The 17,626-nt window shown below is 71.0% G+C and carries 14 protein-coding genes; 9 read left to right on the top strand and 5 right to left on the bottom strand.

Features of this window, described 5'->3' with window-relative positions; translation table 11 throughout:
- Positions 1-191 precede the first annotated feature (191 nt).
- Positions 192-2,639 carry a replication restart helicase PriA gene (gene priA, locus WME73_RS39120; RefSeq protein ID WP_437912924.1) on the top strand — a complete coding sequence of 816 codons (2,448 nt, stop codon included), beginning with the start codon at positions 192-194 and terminating at the stop codon, positions 2,637-2,639.
- A gap of 48 nt (positions 2,640-2,687) precedes the next feature.
- Here the strand turns inward: priA and WME73_RS39115 are convergent, their stop codons facing one another.
- Complete coding sequence (locus tag WME73_RS39115; RefSeq protein ID WP_437852724.1) at positions 2,688-3,284, bottom strand: hypothetical protein; 597 nt, start codon at positions 3,282-3,284, stop codon at positions 2,688-2,690.
- A 351-nt stretch (positions 3,285-3,635) separates the two neighbouring features.
- On the opposite strand from WME73_RS39115, the gene WME73_RS39110 reads away from it, so the two are divergent.
- The gene (locus tag WME73_RS39110) at positions 3,636-4,082 is read left to right on the top strand and encodes a helix-turn-helix domain-containing protein (protein ID WP_437741372.1); all 447 of its coding nucleotides are present in this window, start codon (positions 3,636-3,638) and stop codon (positions 4,080-4,082) included.
- Between the two features lie 12 nt (positions 4,083-4,094).
- Here WME73_RS39110 and WME73_RS39105 read toward each other — a convergent pair whose 3' ends face one another.
- Positions 4,095-4,736, bottom strand: a complete 642-nt coding sequence (locus WME73_RS39105) for a sigma-70 family RNA polymerase sigma factor (protein WP_437741371.1) — start codon at positions 4,734-4,736, stop codon at positions 4,095-4,097.
- A 547-nt stretch (positions 4,737-5,283) separates the two neighbouring features.
- Between WME73_RS39105 and WME73_RS39100 the strand changes: the two genes are divergently transcribed.
- The 4 genes from WME73_RS39100 to WME73_RS39085 all read left to right on the top strand — a co-directional run bounded on the left by WME73_RS39100 (position 5,284) and on the right by WME73_RS39085 (position 10,890).
- Positions 5,284-6,201, top strand: a complete 918-nt coding sequence (locus WME73_RS39100; RefSeq protein WP_437912923.1) for a prephenate dehydratase — start codon at positions 5,284-5,286, stop codon at positions 6,199-6,201.
- A gap of 267 nt (positions 6,202-6,468) precedes the next feature.
- Positions 6,469-8,562, top strand: a complete 2,094-nt coding sequence (locus WME73_RS39095; RefSeq protein ID WP_437912922.1) for a hypothetical protein — start codon at positions 6,469-6,471, stop codon at positions 8,560-8,562.
- A 426-nt stretch (positions 8,563-8,988) separates the two neighbouring features.
- Positions 8,989-10,095, top strand: a complete 1,107-nt coding sequence (locus WME73_RS39090) for a hypothetical protein (protein ID WP_437912921.1) — start codon at positions 8,989-8,991, stop codon at positions 10,093-10,095.
- Between the two features lie 231 nt (positions 10,096-10,326).
- Positions 10,327-10,890 (top strand): DinB family protein, encoded by a 564-nt coding sequence (locus WME73_RS39085; protein WP_437912920.1) that lies wholly within the window; start codon positions 10,327-10,329, stop codon positions 10,888-10,890.
- A gap of 135 nt (positions 10,891-11,025) precedes the next feature.
- Here the strand turns inward: WME73_RS39085 and WME73_RS39080 are convergent, their stop codons facing one another.
- The 3 genes from WME73_RS39080 to WME73_RS39070 all read right to left on the bottom strand — a co-directional run bounded on the left by WME73_RS39080 (position 11,026) and on the right by WME73_RS39070 (position 15,449).
- On the bottom strand, positions 11,026-12,951 hold the full coding sequence (locus tag WME73_RS39080; protein WP_437912919.1) for a bifunctional metallophosphatase/5'-nucleotidase: 1,926 nt from the start codon (positions 12,949-12,951) through the stop codon (positions 11,026-11,028).
- A gap of 91 nt (positions 12,952-13,042) precedes the next feature.
- A complete protein-coding gene (locus WME73_RS39075) occupies positions 13,043-14,326 on the bottom strand; it encodes a diaminopimelate decarboxylase (RefSeq protein WP_437912918.1) in 1,284 nt (427 codons plus the stop codon).
- A gap of 202 nt (positions 14,327-14,528) precedes the next feature.
- The gene (locus WME73_RS39070; RefSeq protein WP_437912917.1) at positions 14,529-15,449 is read right to left on the bottom strand and encodes a protocatechuate 3,4-dioxygenase; all 921 of its coding nucleotides are present in this window, start codon (positions 15,447-15,449) and stop codon (positions 14,529-14,531) included.
- A 92-nt stretch (positions 15,450-15,541) separates the two neighbouring features.
- On the opposite strand from WME73_RS39070, the gene WME73_RS39065 reads away from it, so the two are divergent.
- From WME73_RS39065 to WME73_RS39055, 3 genes are all read left to right on the top strand, one after another.
- Positions 15,542-15,814, top strand: coding sequence for a hypothetical protein (locus tag WME73_RS39065; protein WP_437741363.1), 273 nt, complete (start codon positions 15,542-15,544; stop codon positions 15,812-15,814).
- A 398-nt stretch (positions 15,815-16,212) separates the two neighbouring features.
- Positions 16,213-16,620, top strand: coding sequence for a response regulator (locus WME73_RS39060; RefSeq protein ID WP_437912916.1), 408 nt, complete (start codon positions 16,213-16,215; stop codon positions 16,618-16,620).
- A gap of 63 nt (positions 16,621-16,683) precedes the next feature.
- The gene (locus WME73_RS39055; protein WP_437912915.1) at positions 16,684-17,583 is read left to right on the top strand and encodes a dienelactone hydrolase family protein; all 900 of its coding nucleotides are present in this window, start codon (positions 16,684-16,686) and stop codon (positions 17,581-17,583) included.
- Positions 17,584-17,626 lie beyond the last annotated feature (43 nt).

Raw genomic sequence — 17,626 nt, 5'->3', positions numbered from 1 at the left:
CGGTGCTCTATGTCCGGCCAGCGCTGCCGGCGCGGCCTTCCCCCCCCCGAGGCCCCGGCGGCGCTTTTTTTTTGGAGTCTTTCCTTTGCGGGCCCGGCGCGGCGCCCGCGCGCACGCCCTGCGTTCCTCGTCCTGGGCGGCGTTCTCTGGTATCTCGCCCGTGCCGCGCCACGCGCGGCCCTCCCGGAGCGATGCCCCTCCTCGCCGATGTCGCGGTGCCCGTCCCGCTCTCGCAGGCCTTCACCTACGAGGTCCCCGCCGCGCTCGCCGGCGAGGTCCGACCGGGGGCGCGCGTCCTCTGCGAGTTCCATCGGCGCAAGCTGCTCGGCGTGGTGCTCGCCGTCAGCGAGCGCAGCGCGGCCATCGATCCGTCCAAGATCAAGCCGCTCGCGGCGCTCGTCGACGCGCGTCCAGCGCTGCCAGCGGAGCTGCTCGCCTTCCTGCAGGAGCTCGCCGCCTACTACTTCGCGCCGATCGGCGAGGTGCTCCGCCTCGCGCTGCCGGCGCTCGAGCGCGAGCAGGTGCGCGCGCTCAAGGCCCAGGGGGAGCTCGACGGCGTCCTCGACCTCGGCCGCGCCAAGCAGGTCGGCGGCCGCAAGGTCGCGTACGCGAGCGCGACCGACGTCGTCGAGGAGCCCGGCACGCTCCGCGGGCAGGCCGCGGCGGTGCTCGCGCTGCTCCGGGCGAACGGCGAGCAGCCGGTCGCGCGGATCGAGGAGCGCTTCGGCAACGCGCGCAGCGCCCTGAAGAAGCTCGCCGAGCGCAACCTCGTCGCCCTGGACGAGCGCGAGCCGCCGCGCGACCCGTTCTTCCGCCGCGCCGAGGAGCGCGACGTGCCTCCCGAGCTCAACGCGGCGCAGGCCGAGGCCGCGGCGCGCATCGACGCGGCGCTCGCGGCGCTGTCCGCGCCGCCCGGGGGAGGGGAGCACCCTGCGATCGCCCAGCAGGAGCCGCGGCCCGCCGGGCAGGAGCCGCGGCCCGCCGGGCAGGAGCCGCGGCCGAGCGCGTTCCTCCTCTTCGGCGTGACCGGCTCCGGCAAGACCGAGGTGTACCTGCGCGCCATCAAGAGCTGCCTCGACCGGGGCCGCGGCGCGCTCGTCATGGTGCCGGAGATCGCCCTCACCCCGCAGCTCGTCGCGCGCTTCCGCGCCCGCTTCGGCGACGAGCTCGCCGTGCTGCACAGCGGGCTGAGCGACGCCGATCGCCACGCGATGTGGGCGAGCCTCCACGTCGGCAAGGTGCGCGTCGCCATCGGGGCGCGCTCCGCGCTGTTCGCGCCGGTGCCGGACCTCGGCCTCATCCTCGTCGATGAGGAGCACGACGGCTCGTTCAAGCAGGAGGAGGGCGTGCGTTACCACGCGCGCGACATGGCGCTGCTCCGCGCCCACCGCGCGGGGGCGGTGTGCGTGCTCGGCTCCGCGACCCCTTCCATCGAGTCCGTCGCGCTGGTGCGCCGCGGCAAGCTCGCCGAGCTGCGCCTGCCGGACCGCGCGCACCGCGAGGCCAGCCTCCCCGAGGTCTCCCTCGTCGATCTCCGCCGCTTCCGCGCCGGCCCCTCGGGCGATCCGCTGATCTCCTTGCCGCTGCACCGCGCGCTCGAGAAGACGCTCGCGGCGAAGGAGCAGGCGATCCTCTTCCTGAACCGCCGCGGCTTCGCGCCGAGCGTCGTCTGCGGCTCGTGCGGGACGCTGACCACGTGCGACGCCTGCTCGGTCGCGCTGACGTACCACCGCGGGCGGCGCCGCGACGCGCGCCCGCCTTCGCCGGGCGGCGCGCCCGCGCCCGCGGCGCCGCTCGACGAGCGGCCGGAGGGGGGGCGGCTGCGCTGCCACTACTGCGACTATGCGGGGCCGCTGCCGGACCGCTGCGGCGCGTGCGGCGCGCGGAACCTGCTGCTCGAGGGGCTCGGCACCGAGCGGCTCGAGGCCACGATCGCCGGCTCGTTCCCGGAGGCGCGCGTGGCGCGCCTCGATCGCGACGTCGCCGGCAAGGATCGCTCGCAGGCGATCCTCGCGAGGATGCGCGAGGGCAAGATCGACATCCTGGTCGGCACGCAGATGGTCACGAAGGGCCATGACCTTCCCAACGTGACGCTGGTCGGCGTGGTGAACGCCGACGCCGCGCTCGGGCTGCCCGACTTCCGCGCGGCCGAGCGCGGCTTCCAGCTGCTCGTGCAGGTGGCCGGGCGCGCGGGGCGGCGCGACCGCCCCGGCCGTGTGCTCATCCAGACGCGCAACCCCGAGCACCCGGCCATCGCGTTCGCCGCGGCGCACGACGTGCCTGGCTTTCTCGAGCGGGAGATCCGCGACCGCGAGGAGGTGGGTTATCCGCCCGCCACGCGCCTCGCGCTGCTCCGGATCGACGCGGTCGACGAGAGCGTGGGGCGCGGCGCCGCGGCGAAGCTCGCGGCCCACGCCCGCACCTGCCCCGAGGGGGTCGCCCGGCGCGTCGAGGTGCTCGGCCCGTCGGCGGCGCCGATCGCGCGCCTGCGCGGCCGCTACCGGTTCCGGGTGCTCCTCCGGGCGCGCGATCGCGGTCCGCTCCGGGGGACGCTCGCGGCGCTGGCCGGGCTGATAAGGGATGGCCTTGACCGGAACGCCCGGGTGATCATCGACGTGGATCCGGTCGCCATGCTGTGACGGGTGATCCCCGGGAGACGGGCGCGCTCGCCGCGCCAGGGGCGCTCTCTATCCAGATCCACGCGCGGTGAGGCCAGGCGCGGTGAGCTCGCCGAGCTCGTCGCGCGACGCGCGCGAGAGCCGCTCGAACTCCGCGCCCAGCCAGTCGAGGAACGCCGCGTCCCACGTCGGCCCTTCCGGGCGGGACGCGACCGCCTCGGCGAGCTCACGGTCCCAGCGGCCGTAGACGTCGCGGAGGAGCGCGTGCGCCCGGCGGCTCTCGGCGGACGCAGGATCCGTCTGGCCGTCCGTGCGCTCGGCGAAGGCGTCCTCGCAGAGGAAGTAATTGCATGTCGCGGCCCGCCGCTCGGCGGGGACGGAGCAGCCGCGCGCGCCGTGATAGACGCACTTCGATTGCCGCGGGGCCGTGCGCTCCTCCCGCTTCCGCACGCGCCGGAGCTCGAGTCCGCGGCTCACGGGGAGCAGGTTGCCTGCGGCGATCTGCTCGAGCAGCCAGCCACGGCCGTCGAGGGAGACGATGCGCCCGATGTCCGTCCAGTCGAGCTCGGGCGGGCTGACGCAGCACCCCGCGGGGCCCTGCGGGCACTGGGCGCACAGCGTCGAGTGCAGCCGGGTGTGCTCTCCTGAAAGCTCCAGACGGATCATCGAACCCCTTGCCGTCCCCCGAAGGGGCCGAGACACGCGCTCGAACCAGCGCACATCCTGCCAGCGAACGCGCCAGGAATGACAGAAGCGCCCTGAGGCTGCAACCGACGCAACCGACGCAACCGACGCAACCGACGCTGACCCCGCGTCGATCCGAGCTGCGGCCAAGCGCCCCTCCTCACCGGCATAGCGATCGAGAGGCGCGAGAACTCGCACTCCCGGGCGCTCTTGGAGGAGCTGAATCAGTTATAGTAAGTAACCGACATCGACGTGCGCCCCCGCGCGAATGCAGGGAGAAACGTGCGATCGTCCTTTTCCGGCTGCGGCGGGAGTTGATAGGCTGCGCCGGCCATGAGCGATGCGCTTCCCAAGGAGGTCGGTCGAGCCATTCGCGTGCTCCGGCAGCTGCACGGGCTCACTTACGCCGAGTTCGCCGAGAAAGCGCGCCTCTCGGCGACCTACCTGCGGCAGGTCGAGCGCGGCGAGCGCGACCTCGGGCTCGGCGCGCTGGCGCTCATCGCACAGGGGCTCAACTGCGATGCTCGGCTCCTCCTGCCCGGCGACGGGAGGAGCCCGGTCTCCGCGGTCGTCGCCGATCGCTTCGATCGCGCGCCCGAGGCTCTCCAGGAGGCGCTCCTCTTCCTGCTGATCGAGCCCGACGACTCGCCGAAGAAGCAGGCCATCCTCGCGCTCATCAACGAGGATCCGGAGCGCGCGCGGCTCCGCTCGCGGCCTCGGTCCGAGGAGCGCGGGTCGCGCGGCTCCGCTCCCTCGTCATCGAGCCGGCGCGGGCGATGAGCCCCTGAGCCGTCACGTCCGCGCGGAGCAGCCCGCGACGCGAGGCGACCCAGCGCCGGACTCCGGCCGGCCGCCGCCCCGCGCCTCTGCGCCGGGCATCGACGCGAGGCGCCGCGTGGCCAGCTGCTGAAACGCGGCGAGCGCCCGGCTCCGCCGCTTGTACGCCGTCGAGAGGGGGACTCCCGCCCGGCTCGCGAAGTCCGCCATGGGGACGCCCTCGATGTCGTGGGCCATGAGGATCGCGCCGAACTCGGCGTCGAGCTCGCGCAGGACCGCGCGCGCGAACAGGCGATCGCACGCCGAGATGATCTGCTCCTCGGCCGAGGGCTCGTCGAGCTCTGCGTCGAAGTCGTCAGGCAACGGCTCCTCCCTCCGGCGCCGCTCGCGCAGCCCGTAGTGGGACGCGGCGTGGACAGCGATCTTGTTCAGCCAGCGGTCGGACGGCCCGAGCTCCGGATCGTAGTTCCCGAAGCTCTCATGCGCCGCGAGCATCACGTTCTGGGCGATGTCCCAGCGATCCCGGCGCGGAACCCCCAGGAGGCGAAGCCATCGCCGCACGAGCACGATCGTTTTCTTGTTGAAGATCCGCCAGTAGGCCCCTTCTCTGTCGTTCGGCGGCCCTGAACCATGGCCTCCACGCCCCGTTCCCGACATCGCGTAACGATCGTTATCACAAGAAACGGAACTTGCAAAAACTGGTCGGGGCGATCACAGGCGAAATTCGATCGAAAAAGTGGTCGGATGTATGTGCATGTGGTTGTCTCCTGCGCCACCCTCCGCATGCGCAACTGCGCGCATGCAGGCCGAATCGCTCGGGAAAGCGCCGCTTGACGATGGTTCTCGGGATGTAACGATCGTTCCTCACCCGAACCGCGCCAGGGGGCCTTCCGGCATCGTCGGCCACGATGGTGCTCCCGCCCGGCTGCTGGGGTGCGATCGACGCACGGGCGGGCTCGGCGGCTGACTGGTGCACCGCGGCGGCGGGCGCCTCCTCGCGCGGGCAGGCGAGACAGGCGAGACAGGCGAGACACGCGAGACGCCGCCGCTTTCCTCGCTGGACGCCGCCGCATCGCGCCGGTAGACAGGCGGCGCTCGATGCACAGCTTCCATCGAAGGATGCCGGTCCCACGGCGGAGCGGCGCGCCCTGCGGGGGGCGTGTCGCGACCGTCCGCGCGGGCGCTGGCGAGGCGCCCGTCGCTCATGTCGGCTGACGCGGGGAAGCCAGGGACGGCGCGCGGCGACGACGCGGCGCCCGCGGCGAGCGACGCGGCAGGGGCCCCGGCGGCGCGCCAGCGGGTCGCCTACTTCGGGCGGCCCGGGACGTTCAGCCACGAGGTCGCGTCCCGGCGCTTCGGCGCGAGCGCGGAGCTCACGCCCCGGCGCACCATCTCGGAGGTGTTCGACGCCGTGGCTGGCGGCGCGGCGACCTACGGCGTCGTGCCGATCGAGAACGCGGTGGGCGGACCGATCTACGACACCGTCGATCAGCTGATCCGCCGCGAGGGCACGGGCGCCGCGCTCGTCGTGTGCGAGGAGCTCTCGCTGCACGTCACGCTGTCGCTCCTCGGCAGAACGGGCGTGGCGCCGAAGCGCATCTATTCGCACTTCGTCCCGCTCAAGCACTGCAGCGACTGGCTGCGCGAGACCTACCCTGACGCGCAGATCCTCGAGGCCGAGAGCACCGCCGAGGCGGTCGAGCGCGCGGCGCAGGACGGCGAGGCCTGCGCGATCGGCAACAAGGGCGCGGCGGCCATCTACAAGCTGGAGATCCTCGTGCCGAAGCTCGGCGCGAAGGGCGAGAACATCACGCGCTTCTTCATCGTCGGGAAGGTCGCGGAGCCGCCGGCCTCGGGGGGGCGGACGCTGCTCCTGTTCGGGCTGGACCACCGCCCGGGCGCCCTGGTCGCGGCGCTCTCCGCGCTCGGGAGACACCACATCAACCTCACGCGCATCGTCTCTCGCGCGCTGCCGGACAGCCCTGAAGAGTACCTCTTCCTCGTCGAGTGCGAGGGCAGCACGGAGGAGCCTGCGTTCAAGGAAGCCCTCGCGTTGCTCGAGCAGCACGCGACGGGCGTACGCTCGCTCGGCTCGTTCCGCGTCAGCCAGAAGTACGAGTAGGCGCCCCGGGCCGACGCGATGACGGGCGCCGCGCGGCGCGGCCGGTGCGTCGGATGACCGCGAGTCCACCGCGGCGGACGCGCGCCAGCCGCTCGTCGCGTGGGCGCCCCCACGCGCGGGGACAACAACGCCGCTGCGAAGCTGGGAATATCTTCGCGCGGGGTATCCCGCGTGACTCCTACGCTCTTTTCAATAACCAGTTACCCCTCGCCTGGGACTAGAACGCTCGACAGGTGCGGTCTCGCACTCCTCACTAGGCAGGGTGGCATGGATCTACATTGGCGATGGCTCTTCGTGGTGGTGCCGGCGCTCATGGGTTCTCTGGAAGCGTGTGATGTGGACCCATGGGATTCGGAGTTGACGGTCGACAGCGAGATGCAGAGCGGCGGGGCGAGCCAGAAGCGCCGCCCCGTCGGCGCGAGCTGCAGCTGCGATGCGGACTGCGACGGCGAGGCGGCCGTCTGCGTGCTCGGCATCTGCATGCAGCGCGCGGAGGGGCTGTGTACGGCGCCGAACAGCGAGCAGGGCTGCGCGCCCGGCTCTCGCTGCTTCAACACGGACATCCTGACCGACTCGGGGGTGTGTTATCCCCTCTATGATCCAGAGACCTGCGATGGCGTGCAGAGCCGTCACGGCCTGTGCTCTCCTCGGCGCGGCGACGGGTGCAACGCGGCCTGCGGCGCGGCGTGCGCGGAGGATACGGTCGGCGCCGGGGAGATCGGCGCGGCCTGCGACGCCGACGAGGCGTGCTCGCTGCGCGGCGCGACCTGCTATCGTGACGAGGATCCCGCGGCGCCGAACGGCTGGGTGGAGGGGTACTGCCTCGCCTTCGACTGCGAGAGCGATGACGAGTGCGGGCCAGGCGCGGGCTGCTTCCCCGCGGCGGAGGGCGGCTCGCCGGTGTGCATGAACACCTGCGGCAGCGATCTCGACTGCCGGCCTGGCTACGTGTGTCACACCGTCGACGGCGAGGGCAGGTCGGCCTGCTTCGCCGGCTGCGACGGCGCGTCGACCTGCCCGGAGGGCACGACCTGCCTCGGGGAGCTCTGCGTATCGGACGATGTCGCGTGCTCACCCGACGTCCCGTCCGGCTGGTGTCCGGAGGGCAGCTCCTGCGATGGCGGCGAGTGCCGCAAGGGCCCCTCCGCCTGCGGCGCCGAGGGCGACGCCCTCGAGCCCAACGACGACCTGGGAGCAGCGGTGACAGCGCCCATGGGCGTCACGAAGGACCTCACCCTCTGCGAGGGGGACGAGGACTGGCTCAAGATCGTGGTGCCGGAGCGGACCATCGTCCGCGTGGGCATCCGGTTCCGTCAGGCCGCCGGGGACATCGATCTGGTGGTCTATGACGGCGTGGGCCGCCTGCTCGGCTCGCGCGACGGCGCGCAGTACCCGTACGCGTACCGCGATCAGGAGACGGACACCGAGTTCTACGGGTTCTACTCCGAGCGGGGTGGCGCCGAGTACTTCGTCCGGGTCGTCGGCCACGACGGCGCGCAGAACGTCTATGGCCTGGACGTGACGTCGACTCCGTATGTCGACGGCCCGAGCTGCGTGGACGCCGGCTTCTCGTTCGACGAGTGCGCCGGCTTCGGCGAGCGCGGCGGCGGGCTCTTGCCGTTCCCGTTCCCCGACCTTGACGACTCGGTGGTCGGGGGCGGCTACATCTGGGAGACGTTCAGCAATTACCGCTTTGCTCGGCGCGAGCTCATCATGCTCGTCCGGGACGCCCTCGCGGAGACGCTGCATGCGTTCCCGGGCACGACGCCGCTCTCGCTGATCGACGTCTGCCAGATCAACGGCGTCACGCCCGGCTACGACGTCGACAGCCCGCGTCACCCCGAGTCGACGCACGACCAGGGTGGCAACATCGACATCGCCTATTTCCAGACGGACGGATCGAACGATGGGGAGATCATCTGCGGAGACGGGTCGAAGCACGAGGACGGGTACTGCTCTTCGGCCGCGAAGCGGAAGCACATCGTCGACCTCGAGCGGGAGGCGTTCTTCATGGCCAGGCTGTTCCGCTCGCCCCGCACGCGCGTCATCGGCGTGGACAAGGTCATCGCGCCGTTCCTGTCGAGGACCGCGGCCAAGCTGAACGCCCTTCCGGCCCGGGATCGGCGGAAGATCACCGACGACGAGCTCGCGAGCTTCTCGGACCGGATGGCGTACGGCGAGGGGTGGCCGTATCACCACCACCACATCCACCTCAGCATGGACTGGTGGCCGAAGAAGACCGCGCCCGGCGGCGGCACGTCGGAGGCGTCGTTCGCGGCGCCGCCCGCCATCCATCGTTCGCCAGCGCTCGCGGCCGAGCAGCGGATGGTGTGGCCACCCCGGCCCGCGATCGTGCGGTGAAAGGTCGCTTGCGCGATTCGCCTCCCTCCTGGAAAAGTGCGCTGTATCCACAACGCACTCATGCATCGAAGGATGCCTCGTCTTACTGCACAGCCGCTGCCTGCGGCGCCCTCTCCCAGGCGACGTGCAACAAGCAACCGATGCCGGCCTGAGCCATGGGATTCCCGGCGTTGATCGAGGCTCTTCGCACGTGGATCCGGGGTGGCGTGCAGGCCCCTGTCACCCTCGATACCTGACGCGCCGATGCGCGTGAAACAGCGGAGGATAACTACATGAAGGCGGGAATGTGGGATCAGCTCGGGTCCCGTCTTCCACGCCCCGCGCCGCCATGCTTTACTGTCGCCGTTCTTGGGAAGATGTTGCCGCCTTTTCGGCGCCTTGTCCGCCGGACGGACAGGTCATCGACCACCTGAGGAGAGCTGCTTTATGAGCAAGGAACGAGATACCGAGACCCAGGGCCCGTTGTTCAAGGTCGTTGACCGGCGGCAGGCGCTCCTGGGGCTGGGAGTGATTGCCGTCACCGTGTCGTGCGGAGACGGCGGCGAGTCGGATGACCCCAGCGGCGCCGGCGGAGGCTCTGCGAGCTCCGGGGGCAGTGGGACCACGGCCTCGGGTAGCGGAGGCGGCGGGGCCGACCCCGCCACCACCACGTCGAGCTCGAGCGGCGCGGGACCGGCCACCTCCACCACGGCAGGCACGGGCGGCTCGGGCGAGGGAGGCTCCGAGCCGGGCGCGGGAGGCGCGGGAGGTAGCGGCGGCAGCGGCGGCGGCGACGGCCTAGAGGCGCCGCCGTTCGACAACGTCCCGATGTGCAGGGCGATCAACAAGACGGACGGCGCCGGTCAGGGCCCCTTCTTCATTCACGAGCTCGAGAAGAACGACGACATCTCCCTGGTCCGACAGGACATTCGTGGTCGCTACAATGAGAGCGCGCCAGAAGGTGTGGAGATGCACCTCCACCTGCGCGTGGTCGACCTGAGCGCGCCCGACTGCGATGGCAAGGGCGTAGGCCTGCCCGACGTGGACGTCTACATCTGGCACACGGACGGGCAGGGGTTCTACAGCGGCTTCGGGACCAGGGGTACTGCCAACGAGCAGAAGCCCGACGCGCCCTACGCGGGCAGGCCGGGTCAGAACGATCTCACCAACACGGACCGTTTCTGTCGCGGCGTGCAGACCACGGACGCGAACGGCGTCGTCTCGTTCAGGAGCATCTTCCCCGGCTGGTACAACGGCCGCGACGTTCACATCCACTTCGTCTGCTTCAAGAAGGGATCGATGTCGAAGGGTCGCACCACGTACCAGGGTGGAGACCACATCTTCACGACGCAATTCTACTTCGATCCCGCCTTCACCGACTCCGTTCATACCAAGTACGAGCCGTACAAGGCGCGCACCACCGGCAACCTGGCGAACTACTACCAGGGCGCCATCAAGGCCGACGAGGCGGGCAACAGCGGCCTTCGTGCCAAGGCCGTGATGGAAGGGGACATCGTGATCGCTCAGATGCAGATCGCGGTGAATCCCGGCTAGGCAGAGCGGGCTCGCTCCCTTCCCACGGCTGCGTCGGCCGACCGGCGGGCGCGTTCGAGCCGCTCTGGCGGGCTCTCCTCGCCGGTCGAGGCTGTCCGTTCGACGAGACCTCGCTCATGAGAGCGTCTCGAGGCCACGGGGATCCCGCACGCGCCTCCTTGAAGTAGCATCACGCGTTCGTCTCCGTGCGCGGGCAGGAAGAGGGACGGCAGGCATGCTAGGGTCGGGGCCATGAGACGTGATGGCCCTGACGCCGCTCCTTCGCCGATGGCCAGCGAAGTCGGCGGCTACTTGATCCGGCAGTTCGAGATAGCCTGGCAGCTCACCAGCTTTCACCTCGACGGGCTCTCCACCGAAGAGTGCTTGTGGCGCCCTGCTGACCAGGGATTGCACGTTCGTCAAACCCCCGATGGCCAGTGGCGCGCCGACTGGCCGGAGCACGAGGGCTACGATCTCGGCCCGCCGAGCATCGCGTGGCTGACGTGGCATCTCGGCTTCTGGTGGTCCATGGTGCTCGACCACGCCTTCGGCGACGGCGCTCTCACCCGCGAGAACGTGACGTGGCCTGGCAACGCCGGCGACGTGCGCGCGTGGCTCGGAGGGCTTCAGGGCCAGTGGCGAGCGGCGATCGAGCAGGTGACCGACGACGACCTGCGCTCGACACGACGGACGCGATGGCCTTTCCAGGACCGCCCGTTCGGCGACGTCGTCGCGTGGGCCAACGTCGAGCTCACGAAGAACGCCGCCGAGATCGGCTATGCACGCTTCCTCTACGCACGAAGGCCGCGCAGCTAGGGGGCGAGCTTTCGCGCCCCTTCAGAGAGCTCCTCGGCCGGAGGGCGTGACCCTGCCGGCGTCCTCCAGCCAGCCGCCGTTCTATCGCGTGAAGTCGAGCGCGGCCGTCAACCTCGGCAGCTCCAGGAAGCCCGATCAGGGCACGACCGTGATCCGGTCGAGCGCGGGCGGGGAGATGGGCGAGCTCGCCGCGAAGTAGTCCCGCAGCGCGTCCAGATCCAGCGCGCCGCCGAGCCGATCGGTGCCGTCCTTGAGCACGGTGAAGCCGTCGCCGCCCGTCGCCAGGAAGCTGTTCACCGTCACCCGGTACGTCCGCGCCGCCTCGATCGGGACGCCGTTGATCTGGATCGAGGCGATGTCGACCTTCGCGCCGATGGGCGCGCTCTGGCTGTAGGTGTACGTGAAGCCGTTCGAGATCTGCAGGATCAGGCTCTGCCGCACGCCCCCCGTGTCCAGCCGGAACTGCTGCTCCAGCAGCGTGTCGATCTGCGCCCCCGTGAGGGTCATCACGACCAGGCTGTTGCCGAAGGGCTGCACCGTGAACACCTCACCGAACGTGACCACCCCGTCGCTGACCTCGGTGGCAGAGGCCGTGTAGGTGAGGTCCGCGCGGATGCCGCCCGGGTTCATGAACGCGATCTCGGCCCCGCCGGTCCTCGCGTCGCGCGTGGCGGCGAGCTGGGCGTCGGCGATCACCGCGCCCATCGTGAACAGCCCGGCGCCCATGGCCGGGACCGCGCGGTCGAGATTCGCGGTGATGGTGCCGACCTGCACGCTGGCCAGCGGCGCCGCGAGATCCTTGTAGCGCGTCACCAGGGTGCTCACGTCCGCGTCGGGCGCTTCGCGCGTCACGATGACGTTGTTCGCCGTCTTCGCCGTGACGTCGCCCGTGCTCTTGCTGATCTCCAGATCGATGTCCGTCACCAGACGGCCGAACGACGCCGCGCTCGTCACGATCTTGTCGCCGAGGATGCAGTTGTACGCCTGATGGGTGTGCCCTGAGACGATCACGTCCACGGCGGGGTCGATGTTCGTGGCGATGTCGATGATGGGGCCAGAGAGGCCCGGGCACTCGTTGAAGAGGCCGGTGGGGAGCCCTCCCTCGTGGAGCAACACGACGATCGCCTCGATGCCCTGCGCCTGGAGCTCCGGGACGATGTCGTTCACCGTGTCGACCTCATCCATGAACGACAGCCCCGCGACGCCGATCGGCGTCACGATGGACGGCGTGTCCTCGAGCGTCATGCCGATGAAAGCGACCTTCACGCCGTCGAACTCGCGGATGTCATAACGCGGGAAGAGCGTCCTGCCGCTCGTCGTGTCCACGACGACGTTGGCGGCGAGGAACTTGAAGTTCGCGCCCGGGAAGAAGGTGCCGTCCGTGCAGCCGTCGGCCGGGCTGCACCCGCCGTACTGCATCCGGAGGAGCTCCGCTGTGCCCTTGTCGAACTCGTGGTTGCCGACGCCGTTGATGTCGAGGCCGAGGAGGTTCATGGCCTCGATCGTGGGCTCATCATGAAAGAGCGCCGACACCAGCGGGCTCGCGCCGATGAGATCGCCGGCCGAGACCACCACGGTGTTCGGATTCGTGGCGCGGAGCGCGGCGACGCGGGACGCCAGGTAAGTGACGCCGCCGGCGTCCACGGTGGTGTTGGTGGGTGTGGCAGGTACGGTGATCCTGCCGCTGCTGCCTGTAGGGGGCTCCAGGTTGCCGTGGAAGTCGTTGAAGGCGATGATCTGCACGCTCACGGTGTCGCCGCCGGAGCCGCCAGCGCCGCCGGTGCCATCCGAGCCGCCGGTGCCACCGGAACCACCGGAGCCAGCCGCGCCAGAGCCGCCTGAGCCGCCGGCACCGGAGCCGCCCGAGCCGGCAGCGCCGCCGCCCGAGCTGGCACCCGTCGCGCCGCCGCTGCCGCTGGACACCGAGGCGGTGGTCGTCGCCTCGTCATCGCCGCAGCCCGCGCTGGCGACCGGTGGCACGCACAGCGCGGCTCCGAGGAGCGTGACCCGCCACGCTCGTGCGCATCGCCCGAGGACCCACGAAGCTCCGCTCGATCTCATCTCTGCTCCTCCACGTCGCAGCGCTCGCCGCTCCATGGTGCCACATGCTGGATTCCCCTGGAAACGGCCATGTGAACGCCGCGCGGCGGGCTCATGGCCGGCCGCGGCCGCGGCTCCAGAACGCGACGACGTCCTCTGGCAGCTCGCGCTCGCGCAGGACCCGGAGGTCGTCGGCGTCGACGCCGAGCACAGCAGGGATGCCGCGGCTGCAGTGGCGGGACCACATGCTCAGCGTGTAAGCCCCCGTGTCGCGGATGAGCACGAGATCGCCGGGCGACAGCTCCGGAAACGCGAGCTCGCGGGCCAGCACGTCGCCGCCGAAACAGAGCGGGCCGCCGAGGGTACACGGCGAGAGCGGCCCCCCCTTGGGTTCGGCCTCGGGATCGAGCGCCATGAAGTCATGGTGCCAGTCGTCCGGGTGATACGCGCGGCGCAGCAGGAAGTCGGCTCCGAGGTGAAGGATCGCGGTGCGCCCGGCCGAGTCCTTCTTCACGTACTCCACCCGCGAGACCGCGAAGCCGCAGCCCGCCTGGATCCAGCGCCCGAACTCGGTGATCAGCGTGGTCCCCTCCTCGAAGAGCGTCGGCACCTCGCGCCGCAGCGCGGCCGCGTAGTCCTCGAGCGCCGGGGGGCGGTCCGTGCTCCGGTAGGCGACCGGCAGACCGCCGCCGATATCCATGGTCCCGGCGGCGAGCGGGCCCATCGCGCGCCGGAGCTCCTGGCGCAGCGCCTCGACGCGGCCGATCCCGTCGATGAGCTGCGAGAGCGCGCACCCCTGCGAGCCGACGTGCACGTGCAGCCCTGCGAGCCACGGGTACCGCGCAAAGGCAGCGCGCACCGCGTCCGCCTGTTCGAGGGGGACCCCGAACTTGGAGCGCCGATCCGCGACGCTGGTCAGGGCGATGCTGGAGGCCCCGACCTGCGGGTTGATGCGCAGCCCGATGCGGCTGGCCGCCCCCCCGTGGCCGACGAGCTCGTCGATGCGTCCGAGCTCGTCGAGGTTGTCGGCGTTGAGCCGCACGCCCAGGCGGAGGGCCTCCGCGATGTCGGCGCGGGACTTCGCGGGAGAGTCGTAGACGATGCGGTCGGGCGGGCAGCCGGCGGCGAGCGCGAGCTTCACCTCCTCGAGCGAGGCCGCCTCGAGCCCAGCGCCGCAGTCGACCGCCGCCCGCAGGACCTCGACGAGGGGGTTCGCCTTGATCGCGACGGTGTGGAGGGCGCCCGGCGGAAACGCCGCGCCGATCCGTCCGATGCGCGCCCGCATGCGCCCGAGGTCGTGGAACAGGACCGCCGGCTCCACATCCATCCCGCGGCGCCGCGCCTCGCGGAACGCGCGCGCCATGCTCCCGGGATCCAGCCGATCCGTGTCGCTCATGGAACCTCCCTACCGCAGTCTGGCGCCCCGGAGGGCGATTGTCCGCCCCGCGCCGGCGCGGCGAACGGCAGAGGTGCCCTGTTTCCTCGAAATTTCGTGACGTTCAACAGGCAGCGGGCAGGCGCGGTCCCGGCTCGCCGAGGGGGGCCCGGGTCGAGCCGAGGGCGTGACGCACTGCCCCCTGGGCGAGACACCCGTGCGCTCAGGCATCGACGATGATGTTGAGAATGCTGGTGATCAGCCCCGAGGTGTACGTGGTCGGCATGACCACCTTGCCAGGCGGCGGATTGAGGCTGGACGCCGGGAGGTTCGCCGAGCGAGCCGCGTAGGCTGGCTCCTTCTGGAAGACCTCCACGCTGAGGTCCGCGTCGAAATAGAGCTGCGTCGTGATCAGCCTTGTCGTGGCTCCGTTGATGCGAGCGACCATGTGGACGTGGACCGGCCGCCCCGCGTCCGACCCGGGATAGATCGACTTGAAGCCCACGATCCCGTTGCGGTCCGAGAGCTGCACGCCGCGGCAGAACCGATCCTGGCTCTCCGGCGTGTGCTCGGCCGCGCCCGTGGACGGCGTGGAGGGGCTCTGATGCTCGAGGCCGCTGGTTTGCCCATCCGCGTCACAGTGCCAGATGTAGACCTCGGCGTCGGGGATGGGCTCGTGGTTGTTCCGGGCGTCGAGCAGGCGGACATAGAGCCGGAGCTCGCAGCCGGGGTGGTTGTCCCGGATGTCGCTGCGAAACAGGCTGATGTCGTTCGGGATCTCGCGGTCGTCGATGAAGAACGGACCCCCGATGTCCGTGGCGGTCACTCGGCAGCTGCCGGCGCCCTTGAAGATCGACGGGTCCAGCGCGTCGGCGCCGCCTGCGCCCACGCCGCCGCCGGCGCTGCTCGAGCTGGTGGCGAAGGGGCCGGCGGTGCAGCTGCCCGAGCTACCAGGGCCGCTCCACGTGCCCTCTCCGCCGCCGGTGCCGCTCCCGCTCAGGTCGCCGCCCCTCTCGTCGTCCTCCCTGCAGGACACGAGTACGGGCTTGGTGATGGCGAACGCCCCGAGCTTGACGAGGGGCTGCCGACGGTTGAAGACCCAGTCGAGCAGCTCTCGCGGCACGGCTCCTTGGCTATTACGCATACAACGGTCTCCTTCGATGAGTCGCTGATCTGACCCGTGCAATCACCCTGGCTTGACCGGACAGGGAGCGGCGTCCCGCCCCGGGGCTGCCCATGCTGGCGCCGTGGCTGACGGTGGGGCCGTGGTCGACGCCGCCAGCGCCGCTGGTCGCCGAGGAGGCGCTCGTCGACGCCGCGTCATCGTCATCGGGCGCGTCATCGCTGTTCCCGGTCTCGGACTGGCGCGCCACCATGACGAGCGACGGGATGAGCGCGCCGAGGATGGGTCGGAGAGCACGGGTACCGAAGCTGCCCGAGGACAGGCTGCCCCACCCGCTGTTCACGGTGAGACAGTGCTTCAAGGACATACGGGCTTGGCCCTCCTAAGCAAGAACCGGGCGACGCGCCGAGGTGCGCGGTAGCGGAGCGACGTACCGCAAATCGTCTCTTTCTCGCCCCGTCCAGCTCTATCGTGGCAGAGCCAGGGCTCTCATCGAAGCAGCTCTGGCGAAGAAGTGCAGTGCGCGCGGAGCGCACAAGGTTTCCTGTGTGACTCAGACGAATTCCCGGAACGCGCCGATGTGATCACGGCACGGGCTCGAGGAGGGGCCAGGCCGGTCCTCGGAGGCCGCCGCGGGGCACCTGACCGGCGCGCAGGCGGGCGTGGAGGGCTCAGGGGCGCCGCCGGGGACGCGCTCTCCTGTCGGAAGGCCGACAAACGCTTCTGATTTTGCCGTTTGTGGTGTACTAGGCGCCCCCTCGAGAGCTCGAGCCGGACCCCCTGCATGACCCGCATCCTCCTCATCGACGACTCCGCCGCGATGCGGACCTACATGCGAGCGGCGCTCGAGGGGGCGCCAGAGCTCGGGCCGGCGGTCGAGGTCGCCGAGACGGCGAGCGGGTTCGAGGCGCTCCGGCGGATGCACGGGGGCGCCTACGACGCGGTGATCATCGACATCCACCTGCCGGACATCGACGGCCTGGAGCTCATCCGTTTCATCCGGCAGAGCCGGCACCATCGCGACGTCGCGGTCGTCATCGTCTCGTCGATGTCCTCGCCGCGCGAGCGGGAGCGGGCGTTCCGGCTCGGCGCCCATGCGTTCGTCGCCAAGCCGTTCGCCCCGGATACGCTGACGTCCGCCGTCCGGCGGGGGCTCGCGTCGAGCCAGCTGGGCCTGCGCGTCGCGACGTAGGCGGGCGCGACGCCTCGCGGCGAAGCTTCCGGCGCACCGCTCCGAGCTGGTAGGGTGCGCGCCATGACGCTCCTGTCCCACCTACGCCGCTTCCGCGTGGCTGCGCCGCTGGCGCTGCTCGTCGCGACCGCCTGCTCTGCCTCGTCTCCAGCGCCCCGCGTCGAGCCGCCGCCCGCGGCCGCACCGGCGCCGGCGTCGTCCGGCGCGCCCGGTGAGGTCGGCCCGACCGGGCTGCTCTCGGAGGAGGACTTCAAGGCCCTCCACCAGCTCAGGGCGGACAAGGCCCCGCCCGCGCGAGGACAGACGGTCGAGGTGGCTGGCACGAAGGCGTACCTGAGCCTGCCGCGGGACGCGAAGCCGCCGATCGCGGGCGTCGTCGTCATCCACGAGTGGTGGGGCCTGAACGAGCACATCAAGCACTGGACCGATCGCCTCGCGGAGGACGGGTATGCGGCGCTCGCCGTGGACCTCTACGGCGGCAAGGTCGCGACCACGCCGGACGACGCGATGGCGGCGATGAAGGCGGTCGACGAGGCGAAGGGGATCGAGGTCGTGCGCGCGGCGCACCGCTTCCTCACGACGGACGCGCGCGTCCTCGCGCCGCGCACGGCCTCGATGGGGTGGTGCTTCGGCGGCGCGTGGTCGCTCAAGCTCGCGCTGAACGAGCCCGAGCTCGACGCGGCCGTGATCTACTACGGCCGGCTCGTCACCGACCCCGCGCAGCTCAAGGCGATCAAGGCGCCCGTGCTCGGCATCTTCGGCAACCAGGACAAGGGCATCCCGCCCGAGGTCGTCAACGACTTCGACAAGGCGCTTCACGACGCGGGCATCGAGCATGAGGTGCTCCGGTACGACGCCGACCACGCCTTCGCGAACCCGTCGGGAGAGCGGTACAACACGAAGGCCGCGGCGGACGCGTGGGAGAAGGCGCGGCGGTTCCTGGCGGCGAAGCTGAAGGGGTAAGGAGCGGCGTGGCTGGCGAGGAGGGCTCAGGCGGCCATCCTCC

This window comes from Sorangium sp. So ce302 (assembly GCF_051530145.1).
GTDB lineage: Bacteria > Myxococcota_A > Polyangia > Polyangiales > Polyangiaceae > Sorangium > Sorangium cellulosum_B.
Note: the sequence above shows the minus strand (reverse complement) of the source record. Positions and strands in the feature narration are given on the sequence as shown.